General features: G+C 62.9%; 12 protein-coding genes. 5 read left to right on the top strand and 7 right to left on the bottom strand.

Annotation, left to right across the window (positions count from 1 at the left end; translation table 11 throughout):
- Positions 1-16: 16 nt before the first annotated feature.
- The 4 genes from ACT3TS_RS04485 to ACT3TS_RS04470 form a co-directional block, all read right to left on the bottom strand.
- Positions 17-820 carry an amino acid ABC transporter ATP-binding protein gene (locus tag ACT3TS_RS04485; protein ID WP_444530291.1) on the bottom strand — a complete coding sequence of 268 codons (804 nt, stop codon included), beginning with the start codon at positions 818-820 and terminating at the stop codon, positions 17-19.
- Positions 817-1,791, bottom strand: coding sequence for an amino acid ABC transporter permease (locus tag ACT3TS_RS04480; RefSeq protein ID WP_444530290.1), 975 nt, complete (start codon positions 1,789-1,791; stop codon positions 817-819). Before ACT3TS_RS04480 ends, ACT3TS_RS04485 begins: the two co-directional genes overlap by 4 nt.
- Positions 1,792-1,794: 3 nt before the next feature.
- Positions 1,795-2,730: an ABC transporter substrate-binding protein gene (locus tag ACT3TS_RS04475; RefSeq protein ID WP_444530289.1), complete on the bottom strand. Its 936-nt coding sequence runs from the start codon at positions 2,728-2,730 to the stop codon at positions 1,795-1,797.
- 164 nt (positions 2,731-2,894) lie between these two features.
- Positions 2,895-4,241, bottom strand: coding sequence for an isochorismate synthase (locus ACT3TS_RS04470; protein ID WP_444530288.1), 1,347 nt, complete (start codon positions 4,239-4,241; stop codon positions 2,895-2,897).
- Positions 4,242-4,355: 114 nt separating this feature from the next.
- Between ACT3TS_RS04470 and ACT3TS_RS04465 the strand changes: the two genes are divergently transcribed.
- From ACT3TS_RS04465 to ACT3TS_RS04455, 3 genes are read left to right on the top strand one after another with little or no spacing between them, the layout of a single operon-like run.
- A complete protein-coding gene (locus ACT3TS_RS04465; protein WP_444530287.1) occupies positions 4,356-5,084 on the top strand; it encodes a demethylmenaquinone methyltransferase in 729 nt (242 codons plus the stop codon).
- 17 nt (positions 5,085-5,101) lie between these two features.
- Positions 5,102-6,439, top strand: coding sequence for a geranylgeranyl reductase family protein (locus ACT3TS_RS04460; protein ID WP_444530286.1), 1,338 nt, complete (start codon positions 5,102-5,104; stop codon positions 6,437-6,439).
- On the top strand, positions 6,436-7,539 hold the full coding sequence (locus ACT3TS_RS04455; protein WP_444530285.1) for a polyprenyl synthetase family protein: 1,104 nt from the start codon (positions 6,436-6,438) through the stop codon (positions 7,537-7,539). Before ACT3TS_RS04460 ends, ACT3TS_RS04455 begins: the two co-directional genes overlap by 4 nt.
- A 1,440-nt stretch (positions 7,540-8,979) precedes the next feature.
- On the opposite strand, the gene ACT3TS_RS04450 is transcribed toward ACT3TS_RS04455, so the two are convergent.
- The 3 genes from ACT3TS_RS04450 to ACT3TS_RS04440 form a co-directional block, all read right to left on the bottom strand.
- Positions 8,980-9,597, bottom strand: a complete 618-nt coding sequence (locus ACT3TS_RS04450) for a hypothetical protein (protein WP_444530284.1) — start codon at positions 9,595-9,597, stop codon at positions 8,980-8,982.
- A gap of 63 nt (positions 9,598-9,660) precedes the next feature.
- The gene (locus ACT3TS_RS04445; protein ID WP_444530283.1) at positions 9,661-10,080 is read right to left on the bottom strand and encodes a hypothetical protein; all 420 of its coding nucleotides are present in this window, start codon (positions 10,078-10,080) and stop codon (positions 9,661-9,663) included.
- Between the two features lie 50 nt (positions 10,081-10,130).
- Positions 10,131-10,775 carry a trimeric intracellular cation channel family protein gene (locus ACT3TS_RS04440; protein ID WP_444530282.1) on the bottom strand — a complete coding sequence of 215 codons (645 nt, stop codon included), beginning with the start codon at positions 10,773-10,775 and terminating at the stop codon, positions 10,131-10,133.
- A 116-nt stretch (positions 10,776-10,891) separates the two neighbouring features.
- On the opposite strand from ACT3TS_RS04440, the gene ACT3TS_RS04435 reads away from it, so the two are divergent.
- Positions 10,892-11,836 (top strand): ABC transporter ATP-binding protein, encoded by a 945-nt coding sequence (locus tag ACT3TS_RS04435; RefSeq protein WP_444530281.1) that lies wholly within the window; start codon positions 10,892-10,894, stop codon positions 11,834-11,836.
- A 1-nt stretch (position 11,837) separates the two neighbouring features.
- Positions 11,838-13,058 carry an ABC transporter permease gene (locus tag ACT3TS_RS04430; RefSeq protein ID WP_444530280.1) on the top strand — a complete coding sequence of 407 codons (1,221 nt, stop codon included), beginning with the start codon at positions 11,838-11,840 and terminating at the stop codon, positions 13,056-13,058.
- Positions 13,059-13,063 lie beyond the last annotated feature (5 nt).

Here is a 13,063-nt window from a genome sequence, read left to right as displayed (position 1 = left end):
CTTGGGCCGCGTGGAATTACAGGACGCGGCTGAGGAATTCCTTGGTGCGGTGGTGCTGCGGGTTGGCGATGATGTCCCGCGGGTTGCCGCTTTCAACCACCACACCCGCATCCATGAAGGTCAGGGTGTCGCCGACCTCGCGGGCAAAGCCAATCTCGTGGGTCACCACAATCATGGTCATGCCCGACTTGGCCAGGTCCTTCATGACCTCGAGGACGTCGCCCACCAGCTCCGGATCCAGCGCCGAGGTGGGCTCGTCAAACAGCATCAACTCCGGTTCCATGGCCAGCGCCCGGGCAATGGCAACGCGCTGCTGCTGCCCGCCGGAAAGCTGCGCCGGATAAAAGTTGGCGCGGTCCGACAAACCCACCATTTCCAACAGCTCATGGGCTTTCAGCCTGGCTGCCGCCTTGGACTGGCGCTTGACCTGGGTGGGCGCCTCGATCACGTTTTGCAGCGCGGTTTTGTGCGGGAACAAGTTGAAGCGCTGGAACACCATGCCGATTTCCCGGCGCTGCCCCGCGATCGCCTTGGTGTTCAGGTCGTGCAGCTTGCCGTTGATCTCCTTGAAGCCAATCAGCTCGTCGTGGACGTAGATGCGCCCCGCACTGATGGTTTCCAGCAGGTTGATGCAGCGCAGGAGCGTGGATTTTCCCGAACCCGAGGGGCCGATGATCACCGACACCTCACCTGGTTTCACGGTCATGTCGATGCCCTGGAGGACGTGGTGGTCGCCAAAGAATTTATGGACGCCTTGAATCTCCACCAACGGCTTTACGCCGGCGGGGGCCTGCGCGGTTGATGAGGCGGTCTCGGTCATTGTGTCCCACCTTCAGTGGTTCCATCGGTGCTGCGGGGAGGGTTGGCATGGGACGCAGCAACCGCCGCGGTCGCCTTGACCGGCGCCTTCATGACGTTGTCAACACCCTTGCCAAAGTGCCGTTCAACATAATGCTGGCCCACCATGAGCACCGAGGTGATCAGCAGGTACCAGAACGCAGCAACCATGAGCAGGGGGATGGGCAGGAAGGTGCGGCTGGCCAGCGCATTGGTCACAAAGGTCAGGTCCAGGGTGAACGGGACCGCCAGCACCAGCGACGTTGTCTTGAGCATGCCGATCGTCTCATTGCCCGTCGGCGGGATGATGACCCGCATGGCCTGGGGCAGGATGATCCGCCACATGACCTTTGACCTGCGCATGCCCAGCGCCTCGGCAGCTTCCATCTGGCCGTTGTCCACGGATTTCAGGCCGGCACGGAAGATCTCGGCCAGGTAGGCCGATTCGTTCAAGCCCAGGCCGACAATCGCCGCAACGGTGGCGTTGATGACCGTGGCAGTGTCCCAGGAAAACAGTTCCGGCCCAAACGGCACGCCAACAATGATCTTGGGATACAAGGCGCCCACAGACCCCCAAAACAGGAGCTGCGTGTAAATGGGTGTGCCACGGAAAAACCAGACCCAGACCCAGGACACGTACCTGAACAAGGGGTTGTCCGACTGGCGCATGAAGGCCAGCAGGATCGCCAGCACGATGGCGATGACCATGGCGGTCACAGTCAGGATGAGCGTCCAGCCCACACCTTGAATGACAAGGACGTCAAAGAGATACGTTCTAAAGGTTCCCCAATAAAACTTCTCGTTCGTGGTCATCGATTGGATGACCATGATGACGGCAAGGAGGATGACGGCGGCGCCGACCCACCGCCAAGGATGCCGGACGGGAACTGCGTCAATCAGTTCGACGTCGGAACCCGGGCGGGTGGAGGGCCGGCGTGAGGTGAAGCGGCTCAACGGCTAGCCCGCTGCCGGGTTAAGGACGGCTTTCTTCAATGCGCCGTCCTGGTTGTTCCAGCTGGTGAGGATCTTCGTGTAGCTGCCGTCCTCGATGAGCTTGTTCATGACCTTTTCAATCACGGTGGCAAACTCGGTGTCGGACTTGGCAATGGCGATGCCCTGCTCGGCGGAGTCGTAAGCTTCGCCCAGGGTTTCCAGCTGACCGTTGGTCTTGGCCAGGGCGTTGTTGATGATGGGGGTGTCGGCGCTCATGGCGTCAATGGTGCCGCCGACCAGGCGCGTGGTGACATCCGTCTGGTTTTTCAGCGACACGATCTCGATGGCCGGCTTGCCGTCGGCAACACACTTGGCGGAACGGTCCTTCACATCGGGATCTTCCTCGACGGTGCCGGTCTGCACACCGATCTTCTTGCCGCACAAGTCATCCATGCTGATGCCCTTGGGGTTGCCCTTCTGCACTGCCCACATCACGCCGGCGTTGAAGTAGCTGACAAAGTTCACCGCCTCCGAGCGCTCGGGAGTGATGGTGAAGGATGAAATCCCCAGGTCGTAGACAGTTCCCAGCTTGGGCAGGATCGACGAGAAGTCCGCGGTCTGGACCTCGGCCTTCTTGCCCAGGGTGGCGGCGATGGCCTTGGCGATGTCCACGTCGTAGCCGATGGGCGTCTGGCCGTCCTTGTCCAGGAACTCGGCTGGTTCGTAGGAAGTGTCGGAGCCCACCGTAAGGGTGTCCTTGTCTTTCACGGAGGCGGGCAGCAAAGCGATCAAGGCGTCGTCCTTGGCCACCGTGGTGGGATCAAACGAGGCAGCCTGCGACGCTCCTCCGCTGCCTTCGGTGCCGCCGTCCTGAGATGCTGTGGTGCATCCTGTCAGTGCCAATGCTGCGACAGCCGCAACTGCGGCCATGCGTACTGTCAGCTTGGTTGAGATTTGCATTGTTGTCCCTTTGTTTCTTGAAGCGCTGCGTAGATGGAATATAGTCTAGCCCTGAGTGATTTGCATCACGGTGAACAATGTTTCACCATTGAACAACCTAAAGCCGCCGCATGCAAGACGCGCAGGAGTGCCGGTGTCTGAAACTCCGGACACCGCAGATGGGACTATGGATGGTTGGGCAGGCCGAGAGCCTGCAGCATGGGCCGGAATTTTGCCCACGTTTCAGCCAGCTCCGCTGCCGGATCGGAAGCCTCCACGATGCCGGCGCCAGCGTACAGGCGCACCGTGGGGCCGCCTTCGAGCACTGCCCCGCGGAGTGCGATGCCCCACTCGCCGTTGCCTGCCCCGTCGAGCCAGCCGACAGGCCCGGCGTAGGGGCCCCGGTCCAGCTTCTCCAGTTCCAGAATGAGCTCCCCGGCGTCTTCCCGTGGTGTCCCGCAAACCGCGGCCGTGGGGTGCAGGGCCTCAACCAAGGCCAGCGAGGTGGGCAGGTGGCCGTTGGAACTGGCCAGCTCGGCTTTGACGTCGGACGCCAGGTGCCACACATTGGGGAGCTCCAAAATGAAGGGCTCGGCCGGGAATGAGAGGTCGGTGGCGAACGGTGCCAACTGCCGGGTGAGGGAGCGAACCGCAAAGTCATGCTCCTGCCGCTGCTTGGCGGATCCGCCCAAAACGGTGTCCGCGAAGCCGGTGGAACCGGCGGGTTCGTCCTCGCGGTCGAGGGTCCCAGCCAGCACCCGCGCCTGGGCCGTGGAGCCGTCAACCTTGATTAAAATCTCGGGTGTGGCACCCACCAGGCCACGCACGCCGTAGGTCCAGCATTCGTCGTAAAGGCGCACCAATCGTTGCAGGATTGAAACCCGCTGAGCGGGCTCTGCCAACGTTGCAACGACGTCCCGGGCCAAAACCACCTTTTCCAGGCCGCCGCGGGCGATCGCCTGCACGCCGGCGCGCACGGACTCCATCCATTGCTCCTCGGTGAGCGCCCCGGAACGCACGGTGCCCGCGGAGGCGGGGTCCGACGTCGAACTTTCCCCTGAGCCCGACCCGGCGGCTGCCGAGCGCAGGAGCGCCACGGCAGACTCTGCGGTGGGAGTTGTGCCGTCGAGACTCAGCTGGGTGAGCCAGGCGGTTCCGTCGGCAAAGCCAACCACGAGCTCGGGAACTATCAGCACAGAGTCGAAGGCGCTCTTTTTTGAGAAGGCAAAGGAGCCGAAGGCCATGGCGCCGGTGCCCGGCATGCGTACGGAATCGTCGACCTGGGCGGGGGCCAGCAGCTCCTTCCACCACTGTTCGGCGTCGGAAAAACGGCCCGGGCCGGAGCCCGCGAACGTGGCGATCTCGCCAAAGCCCAGCAGGCCCTCGCCGCGGCGCAGCCAGCACAGCGGGCCGTCGTCGGAAGCCGCGCCCAACAGTCCGGCAGGACCTGTCACGCCAAGGCCCGCCAGCGTGGCTGGATCCAGGGCCAGAGTGAGTGTGCGCAGCGAAGGGGTGCCCAAGGAAGCAGTCATGATGAGTCCAGATTACTCGCCCGGGCACCCAACTCAGGTGCAGCGGCGGTGTGATGGCCCACAAGTGGTGCAAGTCAATGCGCGAAGCTGGGCAAAGTTTGAGAGACTAAGGGGGTGAACCGTGCATCCTTGGAGAAGCGTCCGGAAGAAATGGCCGCCATGTTTGACGACGTGGCGCCAAAATACGACATCGTCAACGACATCCTGTCCATGGGGCAGACGCGCCGGTGGCGCCGCATTGTCGTGGACGCGGTGGGCGCCGTGCCCGGCCAGCGGGTTTTGGACCTGGCTGCAGGCACGGGCACCTCAAGCGAGCCGTTTGCCGACGCCGGCGTGTCCGTGGTTGCCTGCGACTTCTCCGTTGGCATGTTGAAGGTTGGCAAGCGCAGGCGCCCCGACATTGACTTCATCGCCGGGGATGCCACCAACCTGCCCTTCGCCGAGAACTCCTTTGACGCCTCCACCATTTCCTTTGGGCTGCGCAACGTCATGGACCCGAAGAAGGCGCTGCGCGAGATGCTGCGCGTGACCAAGCCGGGCGGCAGGCTGGTGCTGGCCGAGTTCTCCCACCCCACCTTTGCCCCGTTCCGCACCGTCTACTCCGAATACTTGATGCGTGCACTGCCCCCGATCGCCAAAAAGGTGGCCTCCAACCCGGACGCCTACGTCTACCTGGCCGAGTCCATCCGGGTGTGGCCCAACCAGGACAAGCTCTCGACCTGGCTTGCAGAATCAGGTTGGGAAAGCGTCGCCTACAGGAATTTGTCCGGCGGCATCGTGGCGGTGCACCGGGCCGTCAAGCCCCTGCAGGCGGCGGCCCCCGCCCCTGCTGCCACCAACTAAAGGAACCCCAACCCACCGTGAAGGTACTCATCGTAGGTGCCGGCCCCGCCGGATCCACGGCCGCCTACCACCTGGCCACCGCCGGGATCGACGTAACCGTGCTCGAAAAAACCCGCTTCCCGCGGGAAAAAGTCTGCGGCGACGGACTCACCCCGAGAGCCGTGCGCGAAATGCAGCTCATGGGCCTGCCGCACGACCCCGCCGAAGGATGGCGCCGCAACAAGGGCCTGCGCCTGATCGCCGGCGGCCGCCAAATCGAGGTCCCCTGGCCGGAACTAAGCAACTTTCCCAACTACGGGCTGATCCGCACCCGGCTGGGCTTTGACGAGTCGCTCGCCGCCCATGCCCGGGCCGCCGGCGCCGTGATCCTTGAGGGCCACTCGGTCACAACCGCCTTGACGGACGACGCCGGAACTGTCGTCGGTGCCAGGGCGTCGGTATTGGACGGGGCCGGGCGGAAGACCGGCGAAACCGCCGACTTCCATGCCGACGTCGTGCTTGCCGCCGACGGGAACTCCACCCGCACCGCCGTTTCGCTGGGGCATGAGAAACGCGACGACAGGCCAATGGGCGTCGCCTACCGCACCTACTTCACTTCACCGCGCCATGACGACGACTGGATGGAAGGCTGGCTGGAACTGACGGCGTCCTCCCAGGCGGGACAGCCCGGCAAGACGCTGCCCGGCTACGGCTGGGTGTTCGGCGTCGGGGACGGAACCTCCAATGTTGGCCTCGGCATCTTGAATTCCTCAAAGGAATTCGGAAAACTGGACTACCGCAAGGTCCTGCGCGACTGGACGGCGGCCATGCCGGCGGAGTGGGGCTTCACCCCGGAAAACCAGGTGGGACCGATCCGCGGCGCCGCACTGCCCATGGGATTCAACAGGACCCCGCACTATTCCGACGGGCTGATGCTCCTCGGCGACTCCGGCGGCATGGTCAGCCCCTTCAACGGCGAGGGCATCTCCTACGCCATGGAATCCGCGCGGTTCGCGGCAGAGTTCATTGTCAGGGCGGCGGGCACAAACTCGCGGCTGGCCGCCAACCACGCGCTCTCCGGCTACAGCGGATTCGTCCGCCAACAGTGGGGAAGCCACTTCACGCTGGGCCGGGTCTTCGCGTCCTTGATCGGCAATCCCGGCATCATGAAACTGGCCCTGCGCACAGGCATGCCGGTGCCGGTGTTGATGCGTTTTGTGGTGCGGATGATGGCCAACCTCACGGACGCGGACGAACGTGGTTTTGAGGATAGAGTGATTCATCTACTGGAAAAGCTGGTCCCCGCGACCAGCAATCAGGACAGCACCCGCACATCCAAGCAACAATCCCTACCAATAGTTAGTGTTAAGCAGTGACTACTTCCGCGAACCATAGCTGGACCCACGCCGGTCAAGGGCACCCTGAATCCTACGACCCCAACCCCAGCACCATGGCGATCGCCACCGGGCTGCAGCTGCCGTCCGGGTTTTCAGCCGTGGCCGAGGACCCGGATCTGGGCCCCTCGATTGCGATGGGCCTGGCCAAGGTGGAGAAAGTGCTGCGGGAAGCGATTGCGCATTCCGACCCGCTGGCCGACGCCACCAGCCGCCACCTGGTTGAGGCCGGCGGCAAGCGCATCCGCCCGCTGCTGGTGCTCCTTGCCGCCCACTTGGGGGACCCGGGCCGGAAGGAAGTGGTGCAGGCCGCCGTCGTGGTTGAACTGACGCACCTGGCCACGCTGTACCACGACGACGTCATGGACTCGGCGCCCTACCGCCGCGGCGCCCCCACAGCCCACGAAGTCTGGGGCAACACTGTTGCGATCCTGACCGGGGACCTGATCTTTGCCCGCGCCTCCATCCTGGTGTCGGAGCTGGGTGCCAAGGCGCTGGGCATTCAAGCCCGCACCTTTGAACGCCTGTGCCTGGGCCAGCTGCACGAAACGGTGGGCCCGCGCGAGGACGAAGATCCCATTGAGCATTACCTGTCAGTCATTGCCGACAAGACCGGTTCCCTGGTTGCCGCTTCGGGTCAGCTCGGGGCGATCTTTGCAGGGGTTGACGAGGACATCCAGGACATTCTGCTGGAGTACGGCGAAAAAGTCGGCATGGCCTTCCAACTGGCCGACGACGTCATTGACGTGACGGGCTTAAAGCAGGTTTCCGGCAAGTCCCCCGGCACCGACCTGCGCGAAGGCGTGCCGACACTGCCGGTGCTGCTGCTGCGCAATGCTGCTGCCGGCGGGGATGCCAACGCCGCCGCCGTGCTGGAACTTGTCGACGGCGACCTGGCCAGCGATGAAGCGCTGGCCGCGGCCGTGACGGCCCTGCGGGAGCACCCGGTCACAGCCGAATCGTGGGCCGTGGCCCGTGAATGGTCGGCTGCAGCCATCGCCGCACTGGTGCCGATGCCGGAGGGCATCGTCAAGACGGCGCTGGCGAACTTCGCCGAGGCGGTCGTCTCCCGCGACGTGTAGCACGCGCGGGCCGCTGAGGCTCCGCGAGAGTGCAGGAAACGTCGCCTTGAGCGTCCATGGCGACGTTTTGTGGACACTGACCGCGCGGTCAGAGTCCCGGGGCTGCCATCCGCGCCAAAGTAGCCGAAGTCCTTGCGCGTGTTGAGCACACCGAGCAGGGACTGGCCGGCCAGGTTGCCTGGATCCGGCCACCCGCCCCGCACAAGCATTCGTGCAATTTTTGTCACCACTATGAGTTTCCCAAATCGCATGTCGTCTTTGTTGATCACGGCCTGGTGCCAGCCCAAGGACTCGGTGATGAAGTTCCGGTCGTGATCCTTGGATTGCTGCATGGGCGAAAAATGATGCCCGCCGTCGTATTCTGCACACGTCTTGTATTCCGGGCAGGCAAGATCAGGTTCCACCAGCGTGTCTCCGGCGGCGTCGGTGATCATGACGTTGGGTTCGAAATTGGGCAGCTGTGACCTGTGGATGATCAACCGCAGCCGGGTTTCCGGGGGTGAATCAGCCCCGACCCTGACCAACTCCATGGCGTTCCGGAGCTTGCGCATTCCCCGGGCACCCGCGTTTTGGGCCACGCGGGCATTCAAGACGCCAATGTCAACCATGGCAGTCTGGACCCGCCCGTTATACCTCCGGTGGGAACAGACGAGTTGGTCGCCAATAACCACCAGCTCGTCAAGGGTGAGCAACGGTGCGATGTCGAGCAGTGTCCGTGCTGCGGACGTTACCGGAACCCCGCCAGTGACAACAACATCCGAGGCGGGCAGCTGCAAACGGTGGCCAGCGACGTGTTTTCGCCGGGGCGGTGCGCTGCCGTTGGGTGTCGACAGGTCAAGTGTCTTGGCGGCATCGAACCGGGATGGCAGATAAAAGCCATGGATCTTCGCCGCCGTGATGTGGCTGACCACGCTGCGGCTTGTCACCGTCGTGTAGGGCCGGCACCTGTCAAGCAACCCGCAGTCCGCGTTTCGGGGGACCCTGATGCCCTTGCTGGGGGTCCATAGATCCTGTGCCCGGGTGCGCCGGGCGGAGAGGCGTGCTTGGCGGGCCTGTGCCAGTGTGAAGGGGCGTTGGGCCAGCTCCCGTGGCAGCGGCGATGGTTTTCTCATACGTCCAGTAGGACGTAAATTGCGCCGCTGTAGGGATGGAACCACGACAAACGGGCAGATCTGTGGATAGTGGGGGCTTTGATCCCTGTAAACACAAAAAATGGGTGGCCGTGGGCAGGTCGCCGCCGAAACTGGACCGAGGGGGCTGCTGCGGCGACGCGAGAGCACACCAAACGTCGCAATGGCCAACCAAAACGACGTTTAGTGCACACTCGCGTCGGGTTGGAGTGAAGCCCGGGCGCCCTCTTGTCCGAACGCAGCGCTGAGGCAAGTCAAGGCGCCAAGATCGCAGAGAGTGCTGTCGGCAGGCCGTCGGAGAAGCTGATGCTCAATGAGCCGCAGGATCGACGTGAACCTTCGTTCCGGCGCCCCTGCTCGGCAGGTTGAACGGGCTGACACGCTCTTCGCTGTCGTTCCAGTGTGACGGGGCGTTCCGGCGTCGTGCTTCAGCCTCGGAGGCTGTGGCGAGGCCGGCGTCGTCAACGCTGAGCAGCATGCCGCTGTGCTGGAGGTTGAAGAAGCGGATGACGATCCTGCGGCCGTTGACATTCCACACACCGGCCGGGACCACAGGGTCGTGCCACGGGTTGGCGGCTTCCCCGTAAAGGGCGTCGAGCCGGCTGCGGATGTCCTCAAAGCCCTGCCGGGTGGAGGGATTGTCCGTTTCCATGGAGGAATACAGCTGCAGGCTGATGCCAAGGAAACGGCCGCTGTAGGAGGTCCACGACGACGACAATTCACCTGTCAACGGTGTGCGCAGCGAATAGTGCGTGACAGTCGGGGCGGCGTCGTCCCAGCAGGCACCGGAAACGAAACCCAGACGCTCGAACCAGGCTTTGCGGTCAAAATCGGAGCGGGGCCACATGCCCCCGACCAGTTTTTCCACGAGGCCGACAACTTCCGCCGGATTGGGGATCAATGCGTTTAAAGGCTCCTGTACGTCCATAAACCAACGCTACCGCTACCGGACGAATATTCCCATAGCCGGGCCGTTGCAGTTGCCGGAAGGTCAGTCCTCGTCGCCGAACACCCAGTCGAGCATGTCAAACACAAACTCGCTGAAGGTGCCTTCTTCGTTGATCCATTCACCGGTGGCGTTGTTGCGGCGCCACACAATGGGGTCCGGGACATCGGCCTGGTCGGCAAGCATGCCCCAGGTGTAGGCCTCATCCTCGTCCTCAAGGAACAGCAGGTAGCCGTCCTCGATTTCAAGTTCTTCAGGGTCCCAGAAGTAGTAGTAGGCCTCCATGAGTTCTTCGCAGTTGCCCAGCGCGTGCAGGAATTCGCGCAACGCCAACGGAACCGTGAGCCGCAATTCTTCGAAGACCGCGTCCAGGTCTGCCAGGGCAATGCCGTCGGCTTCCTGCCACGTCCCCTCCAAATACATGGGCACCAGGGCGCGGAACTTCTCTACGAACATGTCAGACATTCAAATCTCCGAAAATTGGCGTGCAGGGCGATCAGGCGTTGCCTCCAATTCTAGCCGCGCCGCGGCAGCCGCGGCGCCCAGCTCCGGGCCGCCAGCGGCGCATGCCAGCCATAGTGCAGGCTCAGCAGGCGCAGCAGGAAAACTACGACGGCGGCCAAGGCCCCGGTGAGGAGGTTCAGCCAGCCGAGGGACCACAGCCCGGTGGCCAGGCCGGCACCGACGAAGGCGGGAATTGCGTACAGGTCCTTGGGATTAAAAAGTTTCGGCACCTCATTGGCCGTGATGTCGCGGAGCATGCCGCCGCCCACAGCGGTGGTGACACCCAGCAGGATGGCGGCAACCGGGTTCATCCCCGCATCCAGTGCCTTCACGGCACCGGTGACGCAAAACAAGGCCAGCCCGCCGGCATCGAACATGAGCAGCAGCCGGGCATTGCGCTGCACATTCTGCACCGTGAAATACACCAGCGCCGCCGCGGCCAGGGGAGGCAGCAGATACAACTGATTCTCGAAGGCGGCCGGCGGGCCCTGGTCGAGGATCACGTCCCGCGCGACGCCGCCGCCAAGGCCAACCACGGAGCCCAGAAACACCGAACCCACCAAATCGAAACCCTTGCGGGCCGCGAGCAAACTGCCGGAGACGGCGAAGAAGAAGACGCCCAAAAGGTCCAGGAGCAGCGGAAGGTCAATGGTCATGGGCGCAATCGTGGGTTGGCGGACGGAAAAGTGGAGGCAGCGCCAAGCCTACGACCCGCACGGAATGCGGGCAAAATGTCTGTCGCGCGGAGACTGTTTGTGACTACGCTGGCAAGATGACCGTTGCACAGCCGCTGATCCACGTTCACGACTTCCACATGCACTTCGGTGCCAAAAAAGTCATTGAAGGGTTGTCCTTTGATGTTGCGCGCGGGGAGACTTTTGGTTTTCTGGGCAGCAACGGCAGTGGAAAGACGACGACGATCAGGGCCCTGCTGGGCATCTACCGGCCCACTGCGGGAACCCTGGAGATCAACGGGAAGGTGTTCAGCGACGACTTTGGCGCCCGCCTCGGCTACCTGCCGGAGGAGCGCGGGCTGTACAAAAAGGAGTCGGTGCTGGATGTGATGACGTACTTTGGCCGGCTCAAGGGCCTCTCGAAACAGGACGCGCAACACTTTTCACGGCAGTACCTGGACCGGGTCGACCTGGCCGACAAGGCCGATGTGCGCGTGGACAAGCTGTCGGGCGGGGAGCAGCAAAAGATCCAATTGGGCGTGACGATCATGAACGAACCCGAGTTGTTGATCCTGGACGAGCCGACCAAGGGCTTTGACCCGGTGAACCGGCGGCTGCTGATGGACATCATCGAGGAACGCAAGGAAGCCGGCGCCACGGTCATGATGGTCACCCACCAGATGGAGGAGGTGGAGCGGCTCTGCGACCGGATCATCCTGCTCAAGGACGGTCGCTCCGAGGCGTACGGGACCATTGATGAGGTGCAAAACCAATTTGGCGGCAGGACCATCAGGCTGAAGTATTCCGGGACGATTCCGGCATCGCCGCACTATGCGGTCACACTGCAGGAAACCAATTACGCCGAGCTGTCGCTGGCAGAGACCGTGGACGAATCCGAGGTGTTGAAGGACCTTGTCCTTGCCGGTGTCGTGGTGCGTGGTTTCACGGCAGCCAAGCGCAGCCTGGACGACATCTTCATCCAGGTTTACGGGGAGGCGGCGGCCAAGGAGCCTGCCGCCGCAACGCAAGGGCAGGTGGGCTGACATGGCCCGGCACAATCTGAGCACAGTGGTGCAATTTGAGTTCGTCCGCACGGTGAAGAAGCGCCGTTTTTGGATCGCCACCCTGGCGATTCCCGTACTGCTGGGCATCGTTTTTGCCTTGATCTTTGCCAGCAGTTCCTCCACGCAGTCCCGCACTGCGGCACAAAAAAGCCAAAGCCTTGAGTTCAGCTACACCGATGCCTCAGCCTTGATTGACCCGGCGATCGCCAAGTCCATGGGAGGTTCGGTGGAGACGGCGCCGGGCACCGCCGTCGAACGGGTCAAGGATGGCAGCCTGAACGCCTACTTCAGCTTCCCCGCCAGTGTGGCGAAGGACCCGGTACTGGTGTTTGGCACCGACCAGGGCATCTTCAAGAACGGCACCTACGACGCCGTGGCGAAGCAGCTCGTGGTGCTGTCCGCCCAGGAAAAGGTTGGTTCGGCGGAACTGACGGCGGCAGTGCAAGGCGATTTCAGCACCGAATCGCAGACGTTCAAGGATGGCCAGGTGTCGGGAGGATTGGAAACCGTGGTGCCGCCGCTGCTATTTTTGGTGTTGTTTTATGTGGTGATCATCCTGCTCGCCAACCAGATGCTGGCGTCGACGCTGGAGGAGAAGGAAAACCGGGTCACCGAGATGATCCTGACAACCCTGAACCCCACAACGCTGGTGGTTGGCAAGGTGATTTCGCTGTTCCTGGTGGGTGCGTTGCAGGCCCTGGTGTTTGCCGCGCCGATGGTGCTGGGCTATGTGTTCTTCCACGAGCAGCTGGCCATGCCCGACTTTGACCTTTCCAACCTGAAATTCCAGTTCCTGCCCATGCTGGTGGGGGCGCTGCTGTTCACCGGCGGCTTTATCTTGTTCACGGGCGTGCTGGTGGGCATTGGCGCCGTCATGCCCACGGCCAAGGATGCCAGCACGGTGTTTGCACCCGTGATGATCACGATGTTCATCCCGTTTTACATTGTGACGATGGTTGTCAGCGACCCGGGGTCCATCATCGTGCAGATCTTCACGTTTTTCCCGTTCACGGCGCCCATCACGGCGATGCTGCGCAACGCCTTTGGTTCGCTCAACGGGGTCTCGGCGGCAATTGTGATTGCCGAACTCTTTGTTTTTGGGATCATTGCCCTGCGCGTGGCCGTGCACCTGTTCCGCTACGGATCCATCGAGTATTCCCGCAAGCTCTCACTGCGCACGGCGTTCGCCAAGAAGAACTAGGCCAA

The organism is Specibacter sp. AOP5-B1-6, from assembly GCF_052376555.1.
In the GTDB taxonomy this organism is placed as follows: domain Bacteria; phylum Actinomycetota; class Actinomycetes; order Actinomycetales; family Micrococcaceae; genus Specibacter.
This window is presented reverse-complemented; position numbering and strand designations above follow the sequence as displayed.

What these genes read in the sequence shown, in the direction of transcription:
- ACT3TS_RS04470 (WP_444530288.1), bottom strand. Translation starts at nt 4,241, where the DNA reads ATGACTGCTTCCTTGGGCACCCCTTCGCTGCGCACACTCACTCTGGCC.
- ACT3TS_RS04445 (WP_444530283.1), bottom strand. Translation starts at nt 10,080, where the DNA reads ATGTCTGACATGTTCGTAGAGAAGTTCCGCGCCCTGGTGCCCATGTAT.
- ACT3TS_RS04430 (WP_444530280.1), top strand. Translation starts at nt 11,838, where the DNA reads ATGGCCCGGCACAATCTGAGCACAGTGGTGCAATTTGAGTTCGTCCGC.
- ACT3TS_RS04450 (WP_444530284.1), bottom strand. Translation starts at nt 9,597, where the DNA reads ATGGACGTACAGGAGCCTTTAAACGCATTGATCCCCAATCCGGCGGAA.
- ACT3TS_RS04475 (WP_444530289.1), bottom strand. Translation starts at nt 2,730, where the DNA reads ATGCAAATCTCAACCAAGCTGACAGTACGCATGGCCGCAGTTGCGGCT.
- ACT3TS_RS04440 (WP_444530282.1), bottom strand. Translation starts at nt 10,775, where the DNA reads ATGACCATTGACCTTCCGCTGCTCCTGGACCTTTTGGGCGTCTTCTTC.
- ACT3TS_RS04435 (WP_444530281.1), top strand. Translation starts at nt 10,892, where the DNA reads ATGACCGTTGCACAGCCGCTGATCCACGTTCACGACTTCCACATGCAC.
- ACT3TS_RS04485 (WP_444530291.1), bottom strand. Translation starts at nt 820, where the DNA reads ATGACCGAGACCGCCTCATCAACCGCGCAGGCCCCCGCCGGCGTAAAG.